Raw genomic sequence first — 25,960 nt, 5'->3', positions numbered from 1 at the left:
TTGTATCACCCCTGGGCCAGCTCGGCCACCGGCTGCCACGCGCGCCACGTCTCCAGCCGCGACGCGTAGTCGGCCTCGGCGATCCTCAGCGGGGCCGAGCCGAAGAAGCAGCGCAGCGGCGGCTCGTCGGCGTCGACGATCTTCAGGACCGCCGCGGCCGAGGCGGTCGGGTCGCCCGCCTTGCCCCTCATCGAGGCGCGGCGCTCGTCGGAGGCCTGGTGGACGGCGTCGTAGGCGTCCAGCCGCTCGGAGTGGCGCGCCGACGAGCCGCCCCAGTCGGTCGAGAAGCCGCCGGGCTCGATCAGCGTCACGTGGATCCCGAAGTCCTTGACCTCCTGGGCCAGCGACTGGCTGAAGCCCTCCAGCGCCCACTTCGACGCGTGGTACATCCCGACCTCGACGAACGCGCTGATCCCGCCGATCGACGACACCTGCAGGAGGTGCCCGGAGCCCTGCTCGCGCAGGAACGGCAGCGCCGCCTGCGTGACCCAGAGCGCCCCGAAGAGGTTGGTCTCCATCTGGTCGCGGGCCTCGGCCTCGGTGATCTCCTCGATCATGCCGAAGTGCCCGTAGCCCGCGTTGTTGACGACGACGTCGAGGCGGCCGAACTTCTCGTGCGCGGCGGCGACGGCGCTGAAGCACGCCGAGCGATCGGTCACGTCGAGCGCTTGCGCATGCACGTTGTCGTCGCCGTACTTCTCCACGAGGTCGTCGAGCGAGGCGGCGTCGCGGGCGGTCGCGGCGACCCTGTCGCCGCGCTCCAGCGCCGCGACCGCCCACTCACGCCCGAAGCCGCGCGAGGTGCCGGTGATGAACCACGTCTTGGGAGAGGCCATGCATCGGCCTATACCCGGCGGCCGTGCCGTTTCAGGCGTCGATCCGCGGCAGCGCGGCGACCTGGGCGTCGCGGGAGACGCGGCGGATCTCGTCCGGGACGTCGGCGAGGTCGACCTTGCGGACCATGTCCTGCGCGCGGCCCAGCGGCGAGAAGAAGTTGTCGTAGTGCGTCGGGACGACGTAGCGCGGGTCGAGCTTGGGCAGGACGCGCTCCCAGTAACGGGGCGTGACCTGGCGGCCGGCGACGCCGGCGAGGAAGACGTCGACCTGCTGGTCGGGGAGCTCGGCGTCGATCAGGTCGGCGCTGCCCTGGTGGTAGAGCGACAGGCCCGCGACCTCGATCCGGATCCCGTAGACCGCGCCGCAGCGGTAGGCGCCGGGCGCGAGGCCGTCGAGGTGGTCGCAGGTCAGCGGCCCGTCCATCGGCACCTTGCGGCCGAACAGCAGCTTCGAGTGGCGGCTGGGGATGAACGTCACCGCGAACGGGCCCAGCTCGTACGGGCGGCGCGTTGCGACCTCGACCGCCTGCTGCTCGAGGCGGTGCAACGCCATCAACCTGACCAGCGACGCCGACCCGTAGGCCTTGGTCTGGTGCATCCGCGCCAGCGCGGGCGCGTCGACGGCGTGGTCGAAGTGCGTGTGCCCGACCAGGACGCCCGCCACCGGACCGGGCGCGCCGCCGTAGCGCGCGACCAGCTCGGCGTCCTGCAGCGCCAGCCGCCTCAGTAGCAGCGACCGCAGCGGCACGCGCGACACGTAGGGGTCGATGAACAGCGAGACGCCCTCGTACGTCAGCCGGTAGCCGGAGACGCCGAGCCACCGGATCTCCAACCCCTCCGGCAGCGCGAGGTCGACCCGCTCCAGCTCGGCGACCGCCTGCAGATCATCGGCTCCCGACATGTCGCCGAGCATCGCAGACGCGGCATGGGTTCCGGCGACGTGTTCTAATCGGCACGGCCGATGCTGCTGTCCCGCTCATCCGCACCGCTGGGGGTCGCCGTCGCCGCGCTGCTCGCGGTGGCGCCGGCCGTGCACGCGACGGTCGCGGTCTCGCCGCTCGACGGCACGCCGGACGCGAACCCGGCGACGCAGATCAGCGTCCTCGGCGTGGCGCCGTCGAGGATCGCGGCGGTCCGCGCGGTCGGCGCGAGGAGCGGTGCGCACTCCGGGAAGTTGAAGGACTACTCGGGCGGGCGCGGGGCGTCGTTCGTCCCGGCCAGGCCGTTCGCGGCGGGGGAGCGGGTGGCGGTGACCGTGCGGCTGCGAGGCAGCGCGGTGCGTGCGCTGAGGTCGTCGTTCACGGTCGCGACGCTCGCGCCGATCCCGCCGGTCCTCAACCTGCCCAGCATGCAGCCGGGCAAGTTGGAGCACTTCGCCACGCGGCCGGACCTCCTGGCGCCGCGGATCACGGTCGCCCAGGACCGGTCGAGCTCGTCGGCGATGACGCTGATGACGCCGCTGCCGTCGCCGGTGATCCACCCCGACAGCAAGAACACCGTGTCGATCGCGCCGGTCGGCCCGGGCGGGCCGATGATCGTCGACCCGCACGGCAAGTTGGTGTGGTTCAGGCCGCTCGCCGCGCCTGACGTCGCCGCGAACCTCGCCGTCCAGACCTACCGCGGCAGGCGCGTGCTGACGTGGTGGCAGGGCCCGGTGACCGTCCAGGCCTTCGGGCTCGGCGAGGGGATCATCGCCGACGAGTCCTACAAGACGATCGCCAGGATCCGGGCGGGCAACGGCTACAGGATGGACATCCACGAGCTGCGGCTGACCGGCGACGGCGACGCGCTCGTCACCGTGTACTCGCCGGTGCTCGTCGGCGGCAGGCCGGTGCTCGACTCGATCATCCAGCGCATCGACGTCGCGACCGGGCTGGTCGTGTGGGAGTGGCATGCGCTCGGCCACGTCCCGCTGAGCGAGTCCTACGCCTCGCCCGCGGTCTCGGCGGCCAACGACGTCTACCACATCAACTCGGTCCAGCCGATCGACGGCGGGCGGCGGCTGCTGGTCTCCGCCCGCGACGCGTCGGCGATCTGGGCGGTCGACGCGCGCAGCGGCCGGATCGCGTGGCGCCTCGGCGGGCGCCGGAGCACGTTCCGGATGGGCCCGGGCGCGCGCTTCTGGCTGCAGCACGACGCGCGGATGCTGGCGGGCGGCCGCGTCAGCCTGTTCGACGACGAGGCCGGGCCGCCGCGCAAGGGCGCGTCGCGCGGGCTTGTGCTGCAACTCGACATGAAGCACAAGACCGCGAAGGTGGTGGCGTCGGTCACGCGCGCGGAGGACACCAGCGCCCAGAGCGAGGGCAGCGTGCAGGAGCTCGGCAGCGGCAACCTGTTCGTCGGCTTCGGCGCGGCCGGGCCGTTCTCGGAGTTCACGCCCGGCGGCCGGCGCGTGTTCGACGCGTCGCTGCCCGACGGCGACGGCAGCTACCGGACGCTGCGTGCGGCGTGGCACGCGCGGCCGACGACCAGGCCGGACGTCGAGGCGCACCACGACGCGACGACCGGCGCGGTGCAGGTGACGGCGTCCTGGAACGGCGCGACCGAGGTGGCGGGCTGGCAGGTCCTGGCCGACGGCGGGACCGCGCCGGTGGCAGCCGCCACGCGCACGGGCTTCGAGACCGGGCTGGTGCTGACGGGCGATGCCGACCGCGTGGTCGTGCGTGCGCTCGACCGGCAGGGCAGGGTCCTTGGGTCGAGCGCCTCGGTCCCGGTCGCCGCGCGGTGAGCGATCATGGCGCCATGAACGTGGTCTGCACGATGGTCGTCTCGCTCGACGGCTACATCACCGATCCGGACGGCGACCTGAACTGGAGCGGCAAGGACGTCGAGCTGTTCCGGTACGTGACCGAGCAGACGCGGGAGCTGTCGGCGTACGTGATGGGGCGGCGGCTGTACGAGACGATGCTGTACTGGGAGACGGCCGAGCTGGCCGACGACGACGACCGCGCGTGGGCGGCGGTCTGGCTGCCGCTCCCGAAGGTCGTGTTCTCGCGGACGCTGACGGCGGTGGAGGGCAACGCGCGGCTGGCCACCGGCGGTCTGGGCGAGGAGCTGGAGGCGCTGCGGGCGGCGGCGGGGCCCGGCGGTGGGGACATCGCGATCGGCGGCGCGGAGCTCGCGGGCGAGGCGGCGCGGCTGGGGCTGCTCGACGAGTACCACCCGCGCGTGGTCCCGGTGCTGCTGGGCGGCGGGCGGCCGCTCTACCCGCAGGGCCTGGAGCGCCGGCTGGGCCTGGAGCTCGTCGAGTCCCGGCCGTTCGCGTCGCAGACGGTCGTCTCGCGCTACCGCGTGCGGCGCTAGTCCTGGGGCTCGTGGAAGACGGCCTCGACGTTGTAGCCGTCGGGGTCGAGCACGAACGCGGCGTAGTAGCCGGGGGAGTACCCGGGCCGGATGCCGGGGGCGCCGTTGTCGGTGGCGCCCGCGGCGAGCGCGGCGGCGTGGAAGCCGTCGACCTGCTCGCGTGAGTCGGCGGCGAACGCGATGTGGCCGCCGCCGTTGACGGGGTACTTGGTCGAGATGATGAAGTCGTCGAAGCCCGCCGGGCCGAACGCGAGGTCGTGGCGGTCCTCGGTCCACTCGTTCAGCTCGCCGAACCCCAGCGGCGCGAGCGCGGCGAGGTAGAACCTGCGGCTGGCGCGGAGGTCGCTGACGCCGATGGCGAGGTGGTCGATGACGACGCGTCTGCTGGGCATGCGCGCGTCCTACCCGCGAGCGCGCTCGACGTTCGACCGGTGCGGTCCGTCGAGCCACTCGGCGTGCGGGCCGAGGCGCGCGTCGGCGGGCTCGTCGCCGCGGCGGAGTGCGTTGATGTAGTCCTTGTCGGCGGCCAGGCGGGCGGTGGCCTCAGCGTTGGTGGGCGCGACCGCGCCGTGTCCGGGGATCGCGACGTCGACCGTGTCGATGACCTCGTCCAGCTGCGCGAGCGCGGTCTCGTAGGCGCCGAGCTGGTCGTCCTGGCGCGGGTCGAAGAGCGGGATCATGATGTCGGAGAGCATGTCGCCCGCGAGCAGGACGCCGCGGTCGGCGAGGAGGATCGCGGCGTGGCCGACGGCGTGGGCGTTGTGCACGATCAACGCGCCGGGCAGCGGGTTGGCGTCGTCGTCGCTCGGGAGCGGTTGCACCAGCGCGACGAGCTCCAGCGGGACGCCCTCGGCCGACTCCGCCGCCATCGCCCGGGCGCGGTCCTGCGCGACGGCGGCGAGCGCGGCGTTCTCGGCGGTCGCGTAGCGCGGGACGTCGCCGAGGCGCGGGTGCCACAGCAGGTGATCCCAGTGCGGGTGGGTGGAGAACCCGGCGACGACCGGGATCCCGAGCGCCGCGACGTCGTCGGCCAGCGCGTCCAGCTCGGCGCCGGTGATGCCGGGGTCGACGACGATCAGCCCGTCGTCACCACGGACGACGATCGAGTTGGTCCACATCCACCCGCTCTGGCGGACCCAGACGCCGTCGGCGACCTCGTTCAGCGTGCTCATCTCACTGGGACGGCGCGGGTCGTCCGGACTCATCGGTGCGGCCTGGTCCGGGCGAGGCGGTGGCCGCGGCGGTCGTAGGCGGAGACCGAGGCGACGTCGCTGCTCGACACCGCCATCAGGTCGCCGCCGAAGTAGCGGACGTCCATCTTCAGCACGTGGCGCCACGCCCTCGGGCCGGTCTTGACCGGGAGCCTGAGGTGCTTGCCGTCCCTGAAGACGACCCGGACCTCGTGCGCCCTCGCGGTGACGATCCCGCCGATGACCGCGCTGGTCAGCTGGTCGCCCGCGTGCGCGGTGGAGGTCAGCGGGAACAGCCCGTGGTCGACCTTCAGGCTGCCGGCGGCGCAGCCGGTCGCGGTACCGGCATCGCTGCCGTCGGGCAGCGTGGCGCCGAGGTCGATGCAGACCCCCGCGACCGGCCCGATGCTCTGCCGGTGGATCGACAGCTCCCACGACCCACCCGCCGCGACGGGACCGTCGAGCAGGTGCGTGCCCTCCGCCGACGCGGTGGCGGAGGGCACGAGGAGGACGGCAGCGGCGAGGATCGCGGGGAGGAGTCGGGCCATGCTCCCGACCCTAGCCGCGCGCTACCCGCGGAACACGGGCAGGCCGTCGACGAGCGACGTGCGGGGGGTGCGGTAGAGGTGGGTGATCACGCGGTCGGGGGTCGTGTTGGAGCCGCAGGCGGGCTCGCCGTAGCGGTAGCAGTCGGCCCCGGACTCGAACAGCTGGTAGATCCTGTCGTTGGCGATCGAGACGCCCTCGGACATCGTCGGGATCCGGACGCAGCGCAGGTTGCCGTTCCTGTAGGACGTGGTCAGCGACCTGTAGCCGCGCTTGACGACGTAGACGTTGCTGCGCCTGTCGCGGCCGTAGGACGTGCTGAACACGAAGTAGTTGGGCAGGACGAGCAGGCCCTGGGTCTTCTTGGGCACCTCGATGTCGCCGGAGCTCTGGTGCAGGTTGCCGGCGCCGTCGACCGAGTAGGTGCGCATCACGCCGAGCCCGTTCTCGTTGAACGTGCCCGCGTAGACCGTGTTGCCCTCCTGGCTCAGGAAGCCCGTGCCGACGACGGCGCCCGCGTAGGTGCCGTCGAGCGCGTCGCTCGACGGGCCGTGCGCGAAGATGCCGGACAGCTTGGAGAGGCTGTAGCGCCGCACGGCGCCGGCGTTGACGCCGGGCACGAACGCCCAGCCGCCGGCGATCGCGACGCCGCCCGCGTGGATGCCGGACTGGAGCTGGGCGTAGTTGGTCAGCGAGCCGTCACGCGGGTCGATCCCCTGGATCCGCGCGCGGCCGTCCGACTGGCTGTACGCGGTGTAGACGAGCAGGTCCTGGCCGGCGCCGAAGTACGACGGCCATGCCGCCAGCCCCTGCGGGACGTGCTGGTCCAGCAGGCTGCGGCTGAGCGCGTGGCTCGGGCTGTAGTTGGCATCGAACCAGGGCGTCGCGTCGTCGTTGGCCGTGTTGTCGTTCAGGCACCGGAAGTTCGGATCGGCCGCCGCGGCGGGGCCGGCGAAGGCGGCAGCGGCGAGGACGGTGGCGACGGCAGACGCGAGGAGGACCCTGGTTCTCATCGCTCAGCAGTACCCAGGGCACAGGATCCTGGAACTTCGGGTCGCTCAGGCCGCGCGCGCTTGCGCGGTCGCCGCGGCGAGCACGTAGTCGCAGACCCGCTCGGTCGCCTGGCGCAGGCGGCGGAAGTAGGTCGCGCGCGAGACGTGCAGCGTGAACGCGACGTCCTCGTGCGGCGCGGTGCGGCCGGAGTAGGCCGCGAAGGCGATCTGGCGCTGGAGCGTCTCGTCCGGGCCGGCGCCGAACGACTCGGTCATCGCGCGGATCAGCAGCGCGCGGACCGCGTCGCTCCCGGGCCCGGCGATCGCGGTGAGGGGGCTCGCCGCCAGCGCGGTCGGCCGGTCCAGGTCGCGCAGCGCCTGGCGCACGTCGGCCTCGCGGATCGCGGGCGCGGCGAGCGGCAGGTGCCGTGCGGGCCGGTCGTCCTCGGGGCGCGGCAGGCCGAGCTCGGCGTAGATCGTCGCGCGCATCCCGCCCAGGACGCCGCCGGGACCGTGGTCGATCACGTAGCACTCGTGGACGTGCTCGCCGACCCGGACGTCGAGCCCGTCGACCCGCCGCCCGCCGGCCTGCTCCATGAACGCGACCGACGCCCGGTTGACCGGGCTGATCGGGATGTAGAAGCAGCGCGGGTTCGGCAGCCCGGAGCGCAGGATCGTGCCGGTGTTGATGACCGCGAGCACGCGCGACGCGAGGTCGCCCTGCTCGCCGGCGGTGAGGTCCATCGCGTCACGCCAGATCAAGGCATTGCCGTTGGGAACGTGCTCAGCGGCGTGCGCGATCCAGCGCCCGACGTAGGGGTCGGCGCGCAGCGCCGGCGACGCGCCGGCCGGCGTCCCGGCGATCGCCATCCCGCAGAGCGCCTCGTGGTGGTCGCGGGCGACGACGAAGTGCTCCGGCGCCGCGGCGGCCAGGACGCGCGTCGCCTCCCACCACGCCGGATCGACTCCCGCGCGCACGTGCGCGGGCAGCGCGTCGAGCTCCCCGGGGCGGAGCGCGTCGGGACGCAGCACGCGCGCCGCGTCCGCGCCGAAGCCCCAGCGCAGCGCCGGGTCCTCGATCAGCTCGGCGAGGTCGACGACCAGGCGCGGGTCGTCGGCGACCGCGTGGCGGTGGAGGTGATCGGCGACGCGGCGGCGCAGCTCGCGCTCGCGTTCCGGGCGCTGGGCGCGCAGCTGCGCCCGGAGCGCCTTGCGGACCAGCTCGTGCATCGCGACGCCGTCGCCGACCGGCTCGGCGATCGACTGCGCGCGCAGCCACGCCTGCGCCTCGTTGGGCGGGAGGCCCGGCAGGACGTCGGCCAGCAGCGACGCGGTCGTGACGCGCGCGATCGCCGCGACCGCGGTGACGTCGTCGTGGCGGCCGGCGGCGGCGTCCGGCCGGCCCAGGACGAGGCGGCCGACGAGCTGCTCGACGAGCTCTGGGTCGGCGGCGAGGTGGTCGTCGTGCCAGCGGCCCTCGCGCTGCGCGATCGCCGCGGCGAGCCCGAGCGCCAGCGGAGAGCCGCTCGACCACCGCACCAGCGCGGCGACCGTCGCGGCGTCGGTGATCCCGTGCGCGCCCACGAACTGGCGCCCCTCGTCGGCGCTGAACGGCGCGAGCGCCAGCGCGCGCGTCAGGTGCTCCCAGCCGCCCTGGAACCACTCCGGCGCCGGGCGCTCCCGGCCGGCCAGGACGACGATCGACCGCGCCGGCAGCGCCGGCAGGAGCCGCTCGCGCAACGCGCCGTCCAGCGCCGAGATCTGCTCGTAGGTGTCGAACAGCAGCAGCGGCCGCTCCTCGGCCTGGGCCGCGGCGAGGATCGCCTCCAGCGCGCCGGGGGCGGGCGGCAGCTCACGGCCGTCGATCCGCCAGGGCGACCAGCCCGCCGCGGCGCCGAGCCGCTCGACCTGGCGCAGCAGCGCGCTCTTGCCGATGCCGCCGGGACCGTGGACGTGCACGACGCTCGACGGCGGCTCGTCGACGAACAGCTCGGCGAACACGCGCAGCTCGGCCGCGCGACCCACGAACCGCTCCACGTCGCGTGCGCGGAGCCGGTCCGCGAGCGTCCCCGCCATGGGCGGCAGCGTAGCTGCCCATGGCGGGGACGCACGACGACTGGTCCGGGCGCTCGTTCCGGTCGGAGGTCCTCAGCGGTGTCGGGCGGCCTTCCTATGGGTCTTGGGCTTCTTGGTGGCCTTGGGCTTGGCCCTGGGCAGCGTCCGGCTGAAGCGGCCGGCCCGGCCCAGGACGCCGGTCCTCGACGTGGCGGTCAGAGTGATCGTGAGCCTCGTGCCCGCCGGGGGCGCCTTCAGGCGCAGCGCCGGGCGCTTGACCGTCCTGGCGATGTTGAGCCCGTTGGAGCTGCGGATCTCCACCAGCGTCGTCTTGGCCGTCGCGTCGCGCGGCCAGGACAGCGCGAGGAACGCGCCCCTGCGCTTGAGCGTCAGGCGCCTGGGCGCGGCCGGCCGCGGGGCGCTGGGCGCCTTGTAGGTACCGAGCTTGACGCGGTCGGCGACGTAGCCGTCGGCGTTCGTGACGATCGCCTGGACCGCGCGGGTGCCGGCGGCGCCCTGGCCCGGATGGAAGGCCAGCGTGCCGCGACCGTCGGCGGTCACGCGGCCGATGACGCTGCCCGCGGCCGCGCCGACCTCGGCGAAGTCGACGCGCGCGCCCCTGCCCAGCCCGGTCACGTTGTAGGACAACGTCCGGTCCTGGCCGGTGCCGCCGACCCTGCCGGCGATCCTGGCGGGCACGGTCCCGTTGGCCTGGATCGCCTCGACGAGGCGGACCGAGTCCGGCGCGACCTCGACCGTCCAGCGCCCGGCCGACGGCCTGGCGACGACGACCTCGGTGATGCCCGTCGCCGGGTCCTTCAGCGCGGCGACGCCCGGCGTCTGCATCGGCGCGTTGCCGGCGCCGGTGTCGATCGTCTCGCCCCTCGGGCCGTGGAGGACGAGGTGCGGCGCGCCGCCCGCGCCCTTGAAGCCCATCGCGGTGCCGGGCAGGCCCGCCGGGATGTCGATCGCGCCCGCCGCGCCGCCCGCCTGGGCGGCGTGGGCCTTCGCGAGGCTCGGCCCGGTGTAGCGGACGAGCGTCGCCTCGTTGCCGCGGCCGCCCGCGGGGATCGTCCTGACGCCGGCGGCGCGCGCGGCGCCGGCCCTCACGCCGTGCAGCGGCGGCCCGATCACCAGGTCGCCCGACAGCGCGTTCCTGATGACCACCCTGTAGTCGTCGACGTCGCAGCCGAACAGGTACAGCTTCGGCCCGTGGCCCCACTTCGCGCCGCCGCCCGGGTGCCAGTCGCCGAAGACCGTGTCGAACGTGAGGCAGCCGACGATGCCCTTGTTGGAGGCCAACAGCTCGGCGCCCGCGGTGAAGTCCAGCGGGATGATCGAGATCTTCGCCCACGCCTGCGCGTTGAACTGCTGCCTGAAGTACTCGAAGTCGAGCCCGAGGTCCCAGCCGATCCAGGGGTCGGCGGTCGGGTAGCCGCCCCTGACCGCGGCGCCGACGTGGACGTAGCCCTCGGTCGTGATCTCGGCGTCGATCGTCGCCCTGATGACCTCGATCAGCGTGCCCTCGCCGTGGAAGAAGAAGACGTTGGGCAGCGGGCTCGGGTAGCGGGCGAAGCCGAAGCCGAAGCGCGCCTCGACGAGCTTCGCGACGCTGAGGCCGATCGACCCGCAGAGCGCGAAGGTCGGCGTCTTGTAGTTCATGAACAGCTGGTGGAACAGGACCTGGTTGGGCCCGTCGTGGGCCAACACGTAGGACTTGTAGCCGGGCAGCAGCCTGTCGAGCGCGTCCCAGCCCGCGTAGGGCGTGATGTCCTCGAGGCCGACGTGCTTGACGCAGTTCTCGTTGGCCGTGACCCTCGGGCCGAAGTCGATCGTCAGCCCGACGTGGGTGATCAGCAGCGGCCCGACGGTGATCGCGCCCTCGAACTGCAGGTCCACCATCTTGACCCTGCCCCTGGCCAGCTCGAGCCTGCCGGCGAGGCTGGTCGGGACCGGGACGGCCATGCTGGCCTTGGCGTCGATCGCCCAGTTGCCGTCGCCGCTGTAGGTGATCCTGACCGGGCCGAGCGTGATGACGCCGAGCGGGATCTCGTCGACCGTGTAGCTGAACGGCGCGAGGTCCGCCGCGCTGGCGGCGGGGCCGAACACGGCGTGGGTCGGCTGGCTCGGCGTCTTGCCCAGCAGCTCGGGCGGCGTGCCGGGGAGGATGTCGAGGGTCGAGGTGCCGTTGGCGTCGAGCCTGGGCTCGCCGCTGACCTTCAGCGGGAGGCCGCCGATGCCGGCGGTGGGGTCGACCCTGAAGCCGGCGATCGTCGCGCCCGCGAGGTCCCACGCGATCCTGCCGTCGATGAACGCGAAGTCGGTCTGCTTGTAGGTGCCGACGACTGAGACGTTGGCAGCGGTCAGCGTCGCCGAGACGGTGTCGCCCGGCGCGGACGTGTTCTTGTTCGGGACCCTGACCAGCTTGCGCTTCCAGGTCAACACCGCCCTGGACGTCAGCTTCGTGTCGACCTCCAGGCCGTTGACGCGGAAGTGGCCGTCGGTCGTGTAGGTCTGGGTCCGGATGCCGTCCCTGTCGACGGTCGTCAGGTGGAAGCAGCCGGTGCCCGACTGCGCCGTGCCCTGGGTGACGATGACCGCCTTCTCGATCTTCACGATCGGGTTCTCGACGCAGGGGCCCTCGCCGACCTTGAGGTTGTCGGTGTTGGTGCCGGCCCCGCCCTCGTCGTCGGTGACGCGGACGCCGATCAGGTGCTGGCCGGCCGTGGTGTAGGTGGTGGTGACCCTGGGCGTCGCGCCGGTCGAGGTCTCGTAGCTGCCGTTGCCGTCGAGGTCCCAGGCGTAGGCGGCGACCGCGCCGTCGGCGTCTCCGGCCAGCGCGGTCAAGGTGAAGGCCTTGCCCGCCTGCGGCTGGGCCGGGGGCTCGACGATGGCGACGCCGGGGTTGTTGTTGGCCTTGACGGAGAGCGTGACACCGGTCGTCCCGGTCAGGCCGCTGTTGTCGGTGACCTTCAGCAGCGCGCTGTGGCTGCCGGCGGACGCGAAGCTCGTCGTGACCGTGGGGCCGGTCGCGTCGGGCTGGCCGTCTCCGTCGAAGTCCCACGCGTAGGTCGCGATCGTGCCGTCGGGATCGTTCGACGCCGCGGCGTCGAAGGTGACCGGCTGGCCGGGGCGCAGGGCACGGCCGGGGCGGGTCGGCGTGTAGTTGGTGGTGAACGATGCGACCGGCGCGTCGCCGGCCGCGCCGAGGCGGGCGAAGAAGCCCGAGTTCCCGGCCTGCTCGGAGACGCGCCCGGTGACGATGGTGTGCCCGTCGGCGCCGAGCGCCGCGGCGTAGGCCTCGTCGTCGCCACCGTCGGAGACCGCGAGGTTGCGCACCGGGCCGGCGGTGAGGTCGTTGTTGTAGGTGACGACCGCGACCTGCTGGGTGGAGGCGACGCTCATCCGGCCGACGAGCGTGAGGGCGCCGGTCGGCGCGACGACGAGGTCCTCGATGTCGGTGATGTGCGACGGGCTGGGGTCCTGCGTGGTGGTCGCGACGACCGCGCCGTCCGGGCTCAGGCGCGCGACGCCGACGTGGTGGGCGACGCCCTGGGCGACGACGGTCGCCGCGATCGTGGCGGTGCCGCCGGCGGCGAGGCGCAGCCGGCGGGCCTCGACGTCGTAGGTCGCGGGGTCGGCGCCGTCGAGGTCGGTCGCGGTGTAGCCGGTGGTGCCGTAGGTGGTGTCCAGCGTGCCGGCGGCGGTGTAGCGCGCGGCGACCAGCCGGCCCTTGGCGCCGGCGGCGCCGCTGACGGCGCGCCAGCCGGCGACGACGATGCGGTCCGCGGCATCGATGGCCACGTCGTCGAGGCGCGTGGGTGCGGCGCCCAGCAGGACGCGGGACTGGCCGCCCGAGCCGAAGCCGGCGTCGGTCTGGCCGTCGGCGGTGAGCCGGGCGAGGATGCCGGCGTCGGTCGTGCCCGGATGCGTCCCGGCCAGGACGATCTTGCCGTCGGACTGCAGCGCGGCGTGGCCGAGGCGGACGCCGCCGCCCGACGTCGTGACGGTCGCGATGCCGCCGGTCCCGAAGCTGCTGTCGAGCACGCCCGTGGCGCTGAGGCGCGCGACGACGATCACCGGTGTGGCCGCCGTCGCGGTCGCGGCGACGAGGATCCGGCCGTCGGCCAGCACGATCACGCTGCGCGCCAGCACCGAGCCCTGCCCGCCGCCGAAGGTGACCAGGCCGGCGGAGCCGAAGGCCGGGTCGGGCGTCCCATCGGCCCGGCGCTTGGTGAGCGCGAGCGTGTCGTTGGCGACCTCGCCGGCGGCGAGGAAGCTGCCGTCGGCGAAGCCATGGACCGCCGCCCACCGCCCACCCTGCGCACCACCGGTGAGCACCACGCCGCCCGAGCCGAACCCGGGATCCAGGTCGAGCGGGCCGGCATCGGCGGCCGTCGCGAGGGCGGCCAGGAGGACGAGGGCGAGCGCGAGCAGCTTCGAGAGCGCGGGGAGGGCACGGCGGGGAGCGGGCATCCTCGCCACTCTCACCCCGCGCGGGCACAGAGACCGTCTCGGATCCGTCTCAAGCTACGCCGGCCCGCCCGGAGCGAGCCGTGCGCGCGCTGACCGCATCCCGCCCACCCAGGACCGCGACGCGATGTGGGAGCGCGGCCTCCGCGGCATCGTCGCGACGCTCCCGCCCGAGGGCTGACCGGCCCGGCAGGGCCAGCACCGTCGCGGCGATGGCCGCGGCGGCGATGCCGGCGCTGACGAGCAGGGCGCTGCGGAACCCGTCGGTCAGCGCCACGGCGTCCGCGCCGCCATGGGTGCCGGCGGTCGCGACCGCGGTCGTCACGGCGAGGCCGACGGCGCCGCCGATCTGCTGGGTCATGTTGATCAGGCCGCCGGCGGTGCCGTGGTTGGCCTCGTCGACGCCGCTGGCCGAGGCGACGGTGAGCGCCACGAACGCGAACGCCAGGCCCGCGCCGATGACGACGCTCGGGCCGAGGACCTCGGTGAGGTAGCTGCCCTGTGCGGTGATCTGCGCCAGCCAGGCGATGCCGCCGGCGAACAGCGCCAGGCCGGCCAGCAGCGTGGGCTTGACGCCGAGGCGCTCGACCAGCGGGCCGGCCGCGCCGGCGAGGCCGATCAGCACGACGCCCAGCGGGACCTGGGCGAGCCCGGCCTGGATCGCGCTGTAGCCCTGGACCTGCTGCTGGTAGAGCGTCAGGACGAAGAACATCCCGACCATCGCCGCCGACATCAGGACCATCGCGACGTTCGCGCCGCGGACCGAGCCGAGGCGGAGCATCGCCGGCGGGACCAGCGGCGAGCGCGTGCGCGACTCGACGCCGGCGAACAGCGCGAGCAGGGCCGGGGCCGCGGCGAGCAGGCCGAGCGTCTGGGTCGAGCCCCAACCGGCGTCGCCGGCCTGGGTGATGGCGTACAGGGCCGTGACGAGCCCGCCGCTGACCAGCAGGGCGCCGGGCACGTCGGTCGAGCGGTCGGCGGTCTCGGCGCGCGACTCGTCGATCAGCCGCGGCGCGAGCAGCGCGGCGCCGAGCACGACCGGCACGTTGACGAAGAACACCCACTCCCAGCCCAGGCCGCTGGTGAGGACGCCGCCGAGGATTAGCCCGACGACGGTGCCCGAGCCCGCGACCGCCGCCCAGAGGCCCAGCGCCTTGTTGCGCTCCGGGCCCTCGGCGAACAGCGTCGTGACGAGCGCGCGGGCGGCGGGCGCGAGCGCCGCGGCGCCGGCGCCCTGCAGCGCGCGGAAGGCGATCAGCATCTCGATCGAGCTCGACAGCCCGGCGGCCAGCGACGCGGCGCCGAAGACGCCGAGGCCGCCGATGAACAGCCGGCGGCGGCCGAAGAGGTCGGCGAGCCGGCCGCCGAGGAGCAGCAGGCCGCCGAAGGCCAGGATGTAGGCGGTGACGACCCAGGACAGGCTCTCGGTCGAGGCATGCAGCGAGCGGCCGATCGACGGCAGCGCGATGTTGACGATCGTCGCGTCGAGGATGACGACGAAGTCGGCGAGCGCGAGGATCGAGAGCGCCTTCCAGCGGCGCGGGTCCGGGGTTCGTGGTGGTGTGATGTTCGTGAGACTCATGATGCCCTCCTAGTTGAGTTAGAGGGTTATAACGACACGAGAGATCTATTGTCAAGCTCAAGACTCGTTACGATGTGGCCCATGCCCGATCCCGACGTCCTCCCGCGCCGCGAGCGCCTCCGGGCCGAGACGCTCGCCGACATCCGTCGCCACGGCTACGCGCAGATCGCGGCGGGCGGGCCGGCGGCGCTCTCGCTCAACGGGATCGCGAAGGCGATGGGGATGTCGGGTCCGGCGCTGTACCGCTACTTCGCCTCGCGCGACGAGCTGCTGGCGACGCTCGTCACCGAGAGCTTCGAGGACCTCGCCCAGACCCTCGAGGTGGCCGCGGCCGCTGCGGCCGCCGCGGCCGCCGCGGCCGACGGGCCCGCCGAGGCTCGCCTGCGCGCGGTCGCCGGCGCCTACCGCACGTGGGGCCGGACGAGCCCCGAGCGCTACCGCCTCGTGTTCGGCTCGACCTACGGCGCGGGCGACCTCGACCCCGACCGGATCATCCCCGCGGCCGCCCGCTCGATGGCGGTCCTGCTCGCCGGCCTCGCCGAGCTCTACCCCGGCGCCCCCGGACCCAAGGTCCAGCCTCCGGCGCTGCGGCGCGAGGTCCAGCGCTGGGGTAGGGTCCGCGCCGGCGACCAGGTCCGCGACCCCGGCGTCCTGCTGCTCGGCCTGCTGGCCTGGTCCCGGATGCACGGCATCGTGAGCCTGGAGATCGAGGGCTTCTACGAGCAGGTGGGCATCGATCCGGGTCTCCTCTTCGACGCCGAGGTCCAGCAGCTGATCGCGCAGCGCGCCCAGCGCTAGGACACGGCACGCGCCGGCCGCGTCACCTCGCGGCGGTCGTGGCGTTGGAAGGCCATGCGAACTTGGCTGCTGGTCTCTGCGGTCGCTGCCGTCACCACGCTGGCGGCGGTGCCGGTCGCGCTCAGCGATCCCTCCAACGACGGCCGCGACGACGCGACGCTGCTGAAGGGGACGGCGCAGCTGGTCTCCGGCACGACCCGCGACGCCCATGCCGAAGATGGCGAGACCTCGGCGTGCGGCGACTCCGATGGCTCGGTCTGGTACCGGTTCGACGCGCGCAGGACGCAGCGGATCGTCGCGAAGCTCGCGGCCGGCGGCGACCTCGACGCGGTGCTCGACGTCGACCTGCGCGAGCGCTCGCAGCAGACGCCGCTGACGTGCGACGCCGGCGACCGCAACGGCCGCGCCGCGGTCGCGTTCACCGCCCAGCGCGGGCAGAGCTACCTGATCCGTGTCGCTCAGCGTTCCGGTTCGGTGTCCGGGGACTTCAGGCTGCGCGTGGCCGCCGCGCCGGCCGCGCGGCTGCCCGGCGCGCCGCTGCCGGACGGCGGGATCAGCGGCAGCCTGGACCGCGTCGGGCGCACCCTGCAGGTGTGGTCGACGCCCATGCAGCAGGGGCGCCGCTACCGCATCCGTCTCCTGCACGACGGACCCGGCTGCCTGCGCGCGTCGGTCTACCGGGCGGGCCGGGGCCCGAGCGACGGCGACGCGCTCGCCCGGATCGGATGCGACGGCTATGGGTTGTTCACGCCGCGCCCCGGGCAGGGCACGCGGTTCAGCATCTTCGTCTTCGCGGCGGGCGGCGTGCGCGGCCAGCAGCGCTACCACCTGCAGGCCGCGCCGGCCGGCCGCGACGACAGCGCGCCCGGGCGTCTCGTCGCCAACTACGGGCGGGTGCGTGGCAGGCTCGACGGATCGGGCGTCGACGACGTCGACCTCTTCCGCTTCGACGTGACCCGCCGCAGCGCGCTGTTCCTCGGCCTGCGCACGCCGGACCGCAGGGCGGCGCTGGACCTCGTGCTGCTCGACCCGTTCGGCAACGTCGTGCGCTGCGCGTGCGACGGGACCGGCAACGCACGGCTGGTCAAGGGGCTGAGGCCCGGCCGCTACTTCGTCGCGGCGCGCGCCCGCGGCGGCGCGAGCGCGCCGTACACGCTCCTGCGCGCCTCCCGCACGATCACGAAGACGTCCCTGCGCGTCGACGGCGGCGGCCAGGCACTGCTCACGCCCGGCCAGTCGGCGACGATCACCGTGCGGACACAGCCGGTCGTCGACGGGCCGGTCACCGTGACGTTCGAGCAGTTCGATCCGCTCAGCGGTTGGCAGTACGTGCGGCGCGTCCAGGCCGCGGCACACGCGGGCGTCGCGACCGTGCCCTTCACGCCGTCCTCACAAGGCCGCTGGCGCGCGACGGCCGCCTTCCGGGGCACGCGCGGCACGGCGCCCAGCGCGGCGCCGGGCTTCGTGCGGATGCTCGTGGCGGCGCCGCTGCACGACTGAGGCCGCGGGCGCTCAGCGCCGCCGGGCTTCGATCAGGTGGCGCGTGGAGTGGGCGACGAACGGCCCGTCGGCCTGGATGCGGTCGTGCAGAGCGCGGAGCCGGTCGCGGTGTCGCTCGACGGTGAACCCCGGCACCCACCAGATCACCTTGCGCAGCAGGTACACGACGGCGGCGACGTCGTGGATCTCGATCCGCAGCCGCGCGGTCCGGAGGTCGACGATCTCCAGGCCCGCCGCGGTCGCGGCCGCCGCCTCGTCGCCGGGGTCCCGCGTACGGCGCGCGCCGGGCTGCGGGCCGAGGAAGATCTCGATCAGCGCGAACGCGCTCGCCGGGCCGACGTGCTGGGCGAAGTACGTGCCCTCGGGCCGGAGCACGCGAGCGATCTCGTCCCACCAGATCGTCGCCGGGTGCCGGCTGGTGACCAGGTCGAAGGCCTGGTCGGCGAACGGCAGCGGCGGCTCGTCGGCGTCGGCGACGACGACCACGCCGCGGGGGTGGAGCAGCTCGGTCGCGCGCGCCACGTTCGGCGGCCAGGACTCGGTGGCCACGGCCGTGGGCGGGAACCGCGCCGCCTCCGCGAGGACCTCGCCCCCGCCGGTCTGGAGGTCGAGCGACGCCGAGGCCCGGGCGAGGCGGCCGGCGAGCTGCCGCGCGTAGCCCCACGGCGGGCGCTCCTCGGTGGCGCGGCCGTCCAGCCAGCCGAAGTCCCACCCGGACACGTCCGCCGCCGCACCCGCCGCGAGCAGCGCCTCGAAGTCGTCGTCCATGCGCTTCATCTTCCCGCTCGCGCCCGTCGCGCGGCGAACTGGGTACTGCGCTGATCATGCGAAACGCCTCGCCGGTCCTCCTGGTTGCGATCGTCGGGATCGCCGGGTGCGGCGGGAGTGGCGGGAGCGCCCGGACGACGACGGCGGCCGCCACGCCGACCTACCGCATGGCGCTCACCGCGCAGAGGCCGACGATCACTCGCGGACGCAGCGTGGTGCTGCACGCGACCGTCGGCGGCGGCGCCACGGGCGGCGCGGTCCCCGTCGAGCTGTGGTCCTACGTTCCCGGCCATCCGGACGGCGCTCGACGGGTCGCGTCCGAGGCCGCCGCCCGCCGGGCGACGTTCAGCGTCCGTCCGGATCGCACGCTCGCCTATGAGCTGCGCGCCGACCACGGCCGCCAGCACAGCAGCGCGGAGCTCGTCGGCGTCAACCTGCCGGGCCACCTCCAGGGCCGCCTCGTCGGCGCCGGCCGTGCGCGGTTCACGCTCCGCCTCCGCGCGCCGTCAGGCGCCCGGCCCAACCGCGCCGCCAGGGTCTTCCTCTACATCGCGCCGGCCAGGGGCGGTGCGGTCCGGATGCTCCCGAGCACGCGGCTGCGCCGCGTCGCGCCCGGCGACATCCGCGCCACCTGGACGGCGCACGTCGCGCGGCCCGACAGCAAGGACAGGTTCTACGCCTGCGCGCGCGAGGCGTTCGTCTCCGGCTTCGGGCTCAGCGACGCCCGCGACACGCGCTGCGGGAACGCCGACCGGACCGCGACCGACATCCGCGCCGCCATCGCCGGTCGCGCCTGAGCCGGTTCTAGGATGCGTTCATGTCCGAGACGCTCACGCCCGCGGTGCTCGAGCTCCTGCAGGGCCGGAACATGGCCCATGTCGCGACGCTGATGAGGGACGGCGCGCCGCACGTCTCGCCGGTGTGGATCGCCGTCGAAGGCGACCGGCTGGCGATCTTCTCGACCGAGGCGCACCTGAAGATCCGCAACCTGCGACGCGATCCCCGGATCGGGATCTCGGTGACCGACGAGCACAACCCCTATCGCTCGGCCGTCATCCGCGGACGCGTCGTCGAGGAGCTCGACGGTGACGAGGCGATCGCGATCATGGACCGGATGAGCAACCGCTACGTGGGCCAGGACTTCCCGGTCCGCTCGGCGATCGTGATGCTCATCGAGCCCGAGCGCGTGCTGCTGCAGGAGCTCCCGTTCGAGCACCGCCCCGGCTGAGGGATCTGCACAGGATCTGCACATCCCGCCGACCCGATCTCGACGGCGGTGCCCGTAGCATCCCGCACCGATGAGGACCACTGTCGTGGTGATCGAGGACGAGGAGCGGATCGCCGGCGCGGTCGCCGCGCGGCTGCGGGCCGAGGGCTTCGTGGTCGAGGTCGCCGGCACCGGTCCGGACGGCGTCGCGCTGTGCCGGCGCGTCGCGCCCGACCTCGTCGTCCTGGACTGGATGCTGCCCGGCTACGACGGCATCGAGGTCTGCCGGCGCATCCAGGAGGAGCGGCCGGTGCCGGTCCTGTTCCTCACCGCGCGCGATGCCGAGGCCGACGTGCTCGTCGGGCTGGGCATCGGCGCCGACGACTACATGACCAAGCCGTTCAGCCCGCGCGAGCTCGTCGCGCGCGTCCAGGCGATCCTGCGCCGGACGGCGCGCGCGGCGGCCGAGCCGGCCGCGGCGCCCGCGCGGATCGCGGTCGGCGCGTCGCTCGTCGTGGACCTCGAGGGCCGGCGCCTGCTGCGCGAGGGCGGCGGCGAGATCGCGCTGACCCCGACCGAGTTCGACCTCCTCGCCACGCTCGCCGGGCGGCCCGAGCGCGCGTTCTCGCGCGACGAGCTGCTGGAGACCGTGTGGGGCTGGCGGTCCGGGAGCGCCGCGACGCGCACGGTCGACTCGCACGTCGCGGGCCTGCGGCGCAAGGTCTCGGCCGGGATCGTCCGGACCGTGCAGGGCTTCGGCTACGCGCTCGGGAGCGACGCGCCGTGACCAGCCCGCTGGCCCGGATCCCGTCGCTGAAGATCAAGTTGGGGTTGGTGATCGCGGTCGCGATCGGCGTGACGTTGGCCACCATGTTGGTCACGGCGCGGCTGGGCTACCGCCCGCGCTGGGGCGCGCTCGCCGCGCTGATCGCGTCGCTGCTGTCGGTCCAGCTCGTCGCGCGCGGGATGACCTCGCCGCTGCGCGCGATGGCGCGCGCGGCCGACGCGATCGCCCGCGGCGACCACGGCCAGCGCGTCCGGACGACGTCGCGCGACGAGGTCGGCCAGCTCGCCGCGTCGTTCAACACGATGGCCGCCGAGCTCGAGACGCTCGACCGCGCCCGCCGGGACTTCGTCGCCGACGCCGCGCACGAGCTGCGCACGCCGATCACGGTGCTGCGCGCGTCGCTGGAGAACGCGGTCGACGGCGTGCAGGCGCCGGACCTCCCGGCGCTGCTGGCGCAGGTCGAGCGCCTCGGCCGGCTCGCCGACCAGCTCCTGGATCTGTCGGCCCTGGAGGCCGGCGGCGCGACCGCGCTGGCGCGGCGGACGTTCCCGGTCGCCGAGCTGTCGGCCGCGTTCGTCCCGGCCGACGTGCAGCTGCGCGGCGACCCCGACCGCCTGCGCCAGGTGGTGCGCAACCTGGTGGAGAACGCCGAGCGCCACGCGCCCGGCGCGCCGGTGATCCTGCGCGCCGCGGCGGCGCCGGCCGGCGGCGTGCGGCTGGAGGTCGAGGACCGCGGCCCGGGCATCGCACCCGCCGAGGCGCAACGGATCTTCGACCGCTTCAGCCGCGCCGACGCGTCGCGGTCGGTCGCCGGCGCGGGCCTCGGGCTCGCGATCGCGCGGTCGATCGTCGAGCTGCACGGCGGGACGATCCGCGCCGAGCCCGCCGTCCCGCACGGCTGCCGCATGGTCGTCGACCTGCCCTAGCGCGCGCCGCTTCTCCGCTTCGCCTGTTCGACAACGACCCGACCCCGGGAGGTCCAGCCATGCCCATGTCCAAGTCCGCGCTCGCGTGCGCGGTCGCCGCCGCGCTGCTCGCGGGAATCGCGGTGGCCGATCGACCTGTAGGTCTTGCGTTGGCGGTCATGTTGGTGGTGATGGTCGGGGCGGCCGTCGCCGCGGCGTCACGCTCCCGCGTGAGCTTCGGGTTCGCCGTGCTGGCCGTCGCGCTGGCCGCGCAGCCGCTGCTGTGGGACGCCGGCTGGGTCGTGGCGATCGACGTCGTCGCCGCGCTGGTGGCCGGCGCCGCGGCGGTGGTGCCGGCGCGGCGCTGGGCCGACGCAGGCCATGTCGCGCTCGCGCCATGGCTGGTGGTCGGTGGGGGCAGGGCGGTGGCGCGGGCCGGGCTGGCGCTCGGGCGTCCGGCGGTGCGCCGCGGCGGCGCCGGCGTCGTCGTGCGCGGTGGCGTCCTGGCCGGCGTGCTGGTGGCGGTCTTCGCGGTCCTGTTCGCGACCGCCGACAGCGCGTTCGCGCAGCTCGTCGACGTCGACGTGCAGTTGCGCACCGACACGCTGGTGTGGCGCTGCGTGCTCGGGCTCGGCGTCCTGGCGGGTGCGGGCGCGCTGGCGCGGGCAGCGGTCGTGGGGCCGGCCAGCGGTCCCGGCCGGGCGCCGCGCTGGCGGCCGGAACGCGCGGAGCTGCTGATCCCGCTCGTCGCCGTGGTCGCGATCTTCGCCGTGTTCGTGGGGGTTCAGCTGCGGGTGCTCTTCGGCGGGGCCGGCTACGTGCGGGCCACGACCGGGCTCGGCTACGGCGAGTACGCGCGGCACGGGTTCGTCGAGCTGTTGTTGGTGGCATCGCTGACGCTCGCGATCATCGCGGTGGCCGCGGCACGCAGCCGCGACCGCGCGGTCCGCGTCCTGCTCGGCGCGCTGTGCATCCTGACGCTCGTGGTCATGGCCAGCGCCCAGCATCGTCTGGACCTGGTCGAGGACGCCTACGGCGCGACGCGCGTCCGCTACGCCGGCCACGCGATCATCATCGCGATCTCGCTCGCGTTCGCGCTGGTGCTGGCCGCGGGGCTGAGCCGCCGCATCGCGCGCCGCCTGCCGTTCCTGGCGACGACGCTGGCGCTCGCCGGCGTGCTCGTGTTCAGCATGAGCGACCCCGACCGCCACATCGCCCAATCCGCCACCGACCGCGCCCGCGCCGGCAAGCCGATCGACACCGGCTACCTCTCCGGCCTCAGCGCCGACGCCCTTCCGGCGCTGCAGCACCTCCCGCCCGGCCCCCAGCGCACCCGCATCCTGGCCCACATCCGCGCGGCGCGCCTCGCGCGCGCCGACGGCGTCTTCGGCTTCAACGCCTCACGCGCGCGGGCGCGCACGCCAGTCGACTGAGCGTCGCTGATCTTCTCTGAGGTGGAGATGATGACGAACGCCAGTGGCTCGCCTACCATCGGCGAGCGAATGTCATCCGAGCCCCGGCAGACGGTGGGGGGCGCGGCCGGCCGCCGGCCGGCCGGCCTGCTGACGTCGACGTTGCCGATCATGGTCGGGGTCGGCGCAGGGGCGATCTACGCCACCGGAGCCATCGCGACGCTGGCGCAGTTCCTGCGCAGTGGCGTGGGCGCGGAGGAGATCTTCCCCCAGGTGCCGATCGCGCAGCATCTGGCTCGCGGCCTGGAGTACCTGATGCAGCCGGCGACGTTCGTGGCCGTGTTCGTGCTGACGCTCGCGTTCGCGTGGGAGTCGAGGGTCGAGGCCTCGATCGGCGCCGCGCTGCGGTCCGGCTCTCGGCGCCGGCATGTCGCCGAGCTGGCGGTGGTCGCGGTGCTCGCCATCGTGGTCTTCCTGCCAACCCGCTGGTTGGCGGCGATCCTGATCGCCGCCGGCGTGACGCTGCTGGTCGCGATCACGCTGACGCTGGTCTTGGCGCAAGGCGCCGGCGGCGACAGGCCGCTGACGCTGCTGTTGCTGACGTTCACCGTCGCGTTCCTGCTCGCCGACGCGTTCGTCTCCCCGACACCATTGCCCAAGGTCACGTTGACGGACCAGAACGGTCAGCACCGCGAAGGGGTGCTGCTGCTGCGGACCGATGCCGGCTGGTTCGTCGTCAGCGGCACGGGCTACGAGGACGTGCCGGCCGATCGCGTGGTCTCCGCCACGGTGGTCGGCGGCCACGAGCATCACGGCCGGTCGCTGTTCTCGCGGCTCTTCTGAGCCTCGGCCCTTCAGCCCGTGAGCGCGGCGGCGAGCCGGTGGTGGCGGAGCTGGTCCGGTGGCTCGCCGTGCACCATCCAGCAGCCATCGTCGCGGCGGCTGACCTTGCCGGCGCGGGCGAGGTCGCCGATCGCGGTGGTCACCGACGGGCGATGGGCGCCGACGAGCATCGAGAGCCGCTGGTGGTTGAGCGGCAGCTCCACGACGATGCCGTCCGGCGTGACCCGTCCCCAGCGTTCGGCCAGGTGCCAGAGGGTCAGGCAGAGGCGCTCGTCGACGCGCTGGTGGTGGTTGATCGCCAACGCGACGGCCAGTGCGTGCGCCCGGCGGATGCCGCGGCTGAACAGCTCGGCGCCGATCGTCGGGAACGGGGTCAGGCGCTGGATCAGCGAGTGGTCGAGCACCGCCAACCGGGTCGGATCGAGGACCTCCCAGCCCACCTCGGCCTGGACGTGCGAGCCCTCGGGGTCCCACTGCCAGGGCCGCATCACGTCGCCCGGGCCGAGCAGCTCGGTGCAGGCGCGGCCGAGCACCTCGACGTCGCGCGCCAGCAGGCCGTCGACGATGAGGAAGCCGCGGTGGTGGACCTCGGGCTCCATCGCCGCGGTGGCGTCCCACGGCCCCGGGCTCAGGCGTTGCAGCCGGGTCCGGGTCTCGCTGCGGGCGCGCTCGATCGCCTCGGGCGACAGGCCGTCGGCGAAGTCCGGATCGGCCTCGATCAGGCTGATGGTGGAGACCACGGGTGTTCAGGTACCCAGAACCGGCAGGTCGGAGTGCTGACGTCGACGCCCCGACCTGGCCGCTGGGCGCCGGCGCGGCGGGTTCGTACGGTCGTTCGCCCTTCCTTCGACCAGGAGAGCTCGCACCATGTTGCTGATCCTCGCCGTCATCCTGCTGATCATCGCGATCGCCGGAGGCGTCATCATCCACCCGCTCCTCTTCGCGCTCGCGATCGTGGCGCTCGTGTTGTTCTTCGCCAACGGCCGTGGCGGTCGCGCCGTCTAGCCCGCGGCATCTCGAACAGCCGTTCCGTAGCACGACGAGCCCCTGCGCCAGCGGGGGCTCGTCGTCGTGCATGGGTCAGGCCGTGCGGGGTAGGCTAAGCACACCAATCGGTGTACCTAGCAAGAAGGAGCGCAACATGAGCACCATCAGCATCATCGGCTCGGGGAACATGACCAGCGCCATCGGCGGCCTGGCCCTCAGGGGCGGCAACGCCGTCGAGGTCATCGGTCGCGACGCGGCCAAGTCGGAGTCCTTGGCCCAGCAGCTCGGCGACGGCGCGACGGCCGGGGCGTGGGGCGCCGCTCCGGCGGGCGACGTGGTCGTCCTCGCCGTGCTGTTCGAGAGCGCGGTCGACGTCGTCGGCCAGTTCGGCGACGCGTTGGACGGCAAGGTGCTCGTCGACATCACCAACCCCTTCAACGCCACCGCCACCGGGCTGGCCACCCCGGACGGCACGTCCAACGCGCAGTTGATCGCCGCGGCCGCGCCCGCGACCGCTCACGTGGTCAAAGCGTTCAACACCCTCTTCCGCGACGTCCTGGCCGCGGGCGGCCCGCTGGACGTCTTCCTGGCCGGCGACGACGCGCAGGCCAAGGCAAGGGTGTCGGCGTTCATCGAGAGCCTCGGGCTGACCCCGCGGGACGTCGGCGACCTCAGCATGGCGCACTGGCTCGAGGGCGCCGGCCTGCTGTCGGTGGGCCTGGCCCGCAACGGCGTGGGGAACCTCGACTTCTCGCTCGGCGTCAACGCCCGCTGAGCGCGTCGTCGATGAGGACGGCCGCGATGCCGGCGGCGGTCGAGAAGGCGTCGGTGTTCAGGACGCGACTGCGGGCCGAGGCGCCGTCCAGGAGCAGCGCCAGTTGCTCTCCGAGCTGCTCGGGGTCGGCGGCGCCGGCCTCGCGGGCCGCCTCGGTGAGTCGCGCTGCGAACGCCCGCTTGTACTCGGCGGCGTAGACGCGCGCCGGGTGGTCCGGGTCCTGGATCTCCACGGCCGCCGCGATGAACGGGCACAGGGGCGCGTGGATCTCGAAGGCGGCGAGGAGCCGCTCGCGGGGGGTGAGGTCGGTGCGGTCGAAGACCTCGGGGAGGATGTTGGGGTCGAACCGGCGCAGGTGCTCGGCGATCAGCTCGTCCTTGCCGGAGAAGTGCTGGTACAGCGTGCGCTTGGAGACCTCGGCGACCGCGCACAGCTGGTCCATGCCCGTGGTGTTGATGCCCTGCTCGCGGAACAGCTGCGACGACGCGCCGAGGATGCGCTCCCGTGCGCCCCGGCCGCGGCGCAGGCCGCGTGGTCCCTTCTCCAACTCCGTCATGGCCTCAGGGTACCGGTCGGTGTGCTTAGCCTCGCGGCCGCTACGTCAACCGCCCCGATCGGTGTACATAGCGCCGGACGGTCAACCAACGGAACGGAGTGGTCGTGGGAAAGCGATCCCGGTGGTTCCAGGCACTCGCGATCGCAGGGCTGAAGGGGCTAGCGCCAGGCGTGATCCAGTCGGGTCATGGCGGGTGGCGTCGCCCTGACGCTCCCGGAGCCAACTGGCTGTGACGTCGTCTTGACCGTCCCCTAAGCCTGATCTATGTTCGTTGCATCGCTGAACTTCAACTATGACAAAGCGATTAGTAACGCTGACTCATACCAAATAAGCAGCGCTCGACGCAGCAACCCGTGGGCCGAAGCTGTGACGCTCGTCTGCTTCTTGGGCTCCGGCGCTGCGCTCATGCCGCGCACCGCGGAAGCCGTCAACCGCGCACACAGGA

Annotated in this window: 24 protein-coding genes; 12 read left to right on the top strand and 12 right to left on the bottom strand. The window is 73.9% G+C overall.

Features of this window, described 5'->3' with window-relative positions:
• Positions 1–5 precede the first annotated feature (5 nt).
• Together H030_RS0101960 and H030_RS28545 are read right to left on the bottom strand one after the other, a co-directional pair.
• Positions 6–836 (bottom strand): SDR family oxidoreductase, encoded by an 831-nt coding sequence (locus tag H030_RS0101960; protein WP_035125739.1) that lies wholly within the window; start codon positions 834–836, stop codon positions 6–8.
• Positions 837–867: 31 nt separating this feature from the next.
• Positions 868–1,737, bottom strand: coding sequence for an MBL fold metallo-hydrolase (locus H030_RS28545; RefSeq protein ID WP_231398338.1), 870 nt, complete (start codon positions 1,735–1,737; stop codon positions 868–870).
• 60 nt (positions 1,738–1,797) lie between these two features.
• Between H030_RS28545 and H030_RS28540 the strand changes: the two genes are divergently transcribed.
• Positions 1,798–3,564 carry an arylsulfotransferase family protein gene (locus tag H030_RS28540; protein ID WP_051221481.1) on the top strand — a complete coding sequence of 589 codons (1,767 nt, stop codon included), beginning with the start codon at positions 1,798–1,800 and terminating at the stop codon, positions 3,562–3,564.
• Positions 3,565–3,578: 14 nt separating this feature from the next.
• Positions 3,579–4,139 carry a dihydrofolate reductase family protein gene (locus H030_RS0101945; RefSeq protein ID WP_035125737.1) on the top strand — a complete coding sequence of 187 codons (561 nt, stop codon included), beginning with the start codon at positions 3,579–3,581 and terminating at the stop codon, positions 4,137–4,139.
• On the opposite strand, the gene H030_RS0101940 is transcribed toward H030_RS0101945, so the two are convergent.
• From H030_RS0101940 to H030_RS28525, 7 genes are all read right to left on the bottom strand, one after another.
• Positions 4,136–4,531: a VOC family protein gene (locus tag H030_RS0101940; RefSeq protein WP_027004869.1), complete on the bottom strand. Its 396-nt coding sequence runs from the start codon at positions 4,529–4,531 to the stop codon at positions 4,136–4,138. The genes H030_RS0101945 and H030_RS0101940 overlap by 4 nt on opposite strands.
• 9 nt (positions 4,532–4,540) lie before the next feature.
• On the bottom strand, positions 4,541–5,311 hold the full coding sequence (locus H030_RS0101935; RefSeq protein WP_027004868.1) for an MBL fold metallo-hydrolase: 771 nt from the start codon (positions 5,309–5,311) through the stop codon (positions 4,541–4,543).
• Between the two features lie 29 nt (positions 5,312–5,340).
• Positions 5,341–5,877, bottom strand: coding sequence for a hypothetical protein (locus H030_RS0101930; RefSeq protein WP_027004867.1), 537 nt, complete (start codon positions 5,875–5,877; stop codon positions 5,341–5,343).
• Between the two features lie 21 nt (positions 5,878–5,898).
• A complete protein-coding gene (locus tag H030_RS28535; protein ID WP_051221479.1) occupies positions 5,899–6,888 on the bottom strand; it encodes a hypothetical protein in 990 nt (329 codons plus the stop codon).
• A gap of 45 nt (positions 6,889–6,933) precedes the next feature.
• Positions 6,934–8,943 carry an ATP-binding protein gene (locus H030_RS0101920; protein WP_027004866.1) on the bottom strand — a complete coding sequence of 670 codons (2,010 nt, stop codon included), beginning with the start codon at positions 8,941–8,943 and terminating at the stop codon, positions 6,934–6,936.
• 72 nt (positions 8,944–9,015) lie between these two features.
• Entirely contained in the window at positions 9,016–13,398 is a 4,383-nt protein-coding gene (locus tag H030_RS28530; RefSeq protein ID WP_035125735.1) for a PKD domain-containing protein, read from the bottom strand.
• A gap of 49 nt (positions 13,399–13,447) precedes the next feature.
• Positions 13,448–14,977, bottom strand: coding sequence for an MFS transporter (locus tag H030_RS28525; protein WP_081690434.1), 1,530 nt, complete (start codon positions 14,975–14,977; stop codon positions 13,448–13,450).
• An 81-nt stretch (positions 14,978–15,058) separates the two neighbouring features.
• On the opposite strand from H030_RS28525, the gene H030_RS0101905 reads away from it, so the two are divergent.
• A complete protein-coding gene (locus tag H030_RS0101905) occupies positions 15,059–15,775 on the top strand; it encodes a TetR/AcrR family transcriptional regulator (protein WP_027004865.1) in 717 nt (238 codons plus the stop codon).
• A gap of 54 nt (positions 15,776–15,829) precedes the next feature.
• Entirely contained in the window at positions 15,830–17,275 is a 1,446-nt protein-coding gene (locus H030_RS0101900) for an Ig-like domain-containing protein (RefSeq protein ID WP_027004864.1), read from the top strand.
• A gap of 12 nt (positions 17,276–17,287) precedes the next feature.
• Here H030_RS0101900 and H030_RS0101895 read toward each other — a convergent pair whose 3' ends face one another.
• A complete protein-coding gene (locus H030_RS0101895; RefSeq protein ID WP_027004863.1) occupies positions 17,288–18,043 on the bottom strand; it encodes a class I SAM-dependent methyltransferase in 756 nt (251 codons plus the stop codon).
• 56 nt (positions 18,044–18,099) lie between these two features.
• On the opposite strand from H030_RS0101895, the gene H030_RS0101890 reads away from it, so the two are divergent.
• The 6 genes from H030_RS0101890 to H030_RS0101865 all read left to right on the top strand — a co-directional run bounded on the left by H030_RS0101890 (position 18,100) and on the right by H030_RS0101865 (position 23,197).
• Positions 18,100–18,840, top strand: coding sequence for a hypothetical protein (locus H030_RS0101890; protein WP_027004862.1), 741 nt, complete (start codon positions 18,100–18,102; stop codon positions 18,838–18,840).
• 20 nt (positions 18,841–18,860) lie between these two features.
• The gene (locus H030_RS0101885) at positions 18,861–19,271 is read left to right on the top strand and encodes a PPOX class F420-dependent oxidoreductase (RefSeq protein ID WP_027004861.1); all 411 of its coding nucleotides are present in this window, start codon (positions 18,861–18,863) and stop codon (positions 19,269–19,271) included.
• Between the two features lie 70 nt (positions 19,272–19,341).
• Complete coding sequence (locus H030_RS0101880) at positions 19,342–20,037, top strand: response regulator transcription factor (RefSeq protein ID WP_027004860.1); 696 nt, start codon at positions 19,342–19,344, stop codon at positions 20,035–20,037.
• Entirely contained in the window at positions 20,034–20,963 is a 930-nt protein-coding gene (locus H030_RS0101875) for a HAMP domain-containing sensor histidine kinase (RefSeq protein ID WP_027004859.1), read from the top strand. Before H030_RS0101880 ends, H030_RS0101875 begins: the two co-directional genes overlap by 4 nt.
• Positions 20,964–21,022: 59 nt before the next feature.
• A complete protein-coding gene (locus H030_RS28520) occupies positions 21,023–22,375 on the top strand; it encodes a DUF4173 domain-containing protein (protein WP_081690432.1) in 1,353 nt (450 codons plus the stop codon).
• Positions 22,376–22,444: 69 nt separating this feature from the next.
• Positions 22,445–23,197 carry a hypothetical protein gene (locus H030_RS0101865; protein WP_155891787.1) on the top strand — a complete coding sequence of 251 codons (753 nt, stop codon included), beginning with the start codon at positions 22,445–22,447 and terminating at the stop codon, positions 23,195–23,197.
• Positions 23,198–23,208: 11 nt separating this feature from the next.
• On the opposite strand, the gene H030_RS0101860 is transcribed toward H030_RS0101865, so the two are convergent.
• Positions 23,209–23,937, bottom strand: coding sequence for a Crp/Fnr family transcriptional regulator (locus H030_RS0101860; RefSeq protein WP_027004857.1), 729 nt, complete (start codon positions 23,935–23,937; stop codon positions 23,209–23,211).
• A gap of 127 nt (positions 23,938–24,064) precedes the next feature.
• Between H030_RS0101860 and H030_RS38790 the strand changes: the two genes are divergently transcribed.
• Both H030_RS38790 and H030_RS0101850 read left to right on the top strand, forming a co-directional pair.
• The gene (locus H030_RS38790) at positions 24,065–24,202 is read left to right on the top strand and encodes a hypothetical protein (RefSeq protein ID WP_155891786.1); all 138 of its coding nucleotides are present in this window, start codon (positions 24,065–24,067) and stop codon (positions 24,200–24,202) included.
• A 136-nt stretch (positions 24,203–24,338) separates the two neighbouring features.
• Positions 24,339–24,959 carry an NADPH-dependent F420 reductase gene (locus H030_RS0101850; protein ID WP_027004856.1) on the top strand — a complete coding sequence of 207 codons (621 nt, stop codon included), beginning with the start codon at positions 24,339–24,341 and terminating at the stop codon, positions 24,957–24,959.
• Here the strand turns inward: H030_RS0101850 and H030_RS0101845 are convergent.
• Positions 24,946–25,515 carry a TetR/AcrR family transcriptional regulator gene (locus H030_RS0101845; protein ID WP_027004855.1) on the bottom strand — a complete coding sequence of 190 codons (570 nt, stop codon included), beginning with the start codon at positions 25,513–25,515 and terminating at the stop codon, positions 24,946–24,948. The genes H030_RS0101850 and H030_RS0101845 overlap by 14 nt on opposite strands.
• Between the last annotated feature and the right edge of the window lie 445 nt (positions 25,516–25,960).

It is taken from the genome of Conexibacter woesei Iso977N, from assembly GCF_000424625.1.
Taxonomy (GTDB): Bacteria; Actinomycetota; Thermoleophilia; order Solirubrobacterales; family Solirubrobacteraceae; genus Baekduia; species Baekduia woesei_A.
Note: the sequence above shows the minus strand (reverse complement) of the source record. Positions and strands in the feature narration are given on the sequence as shown.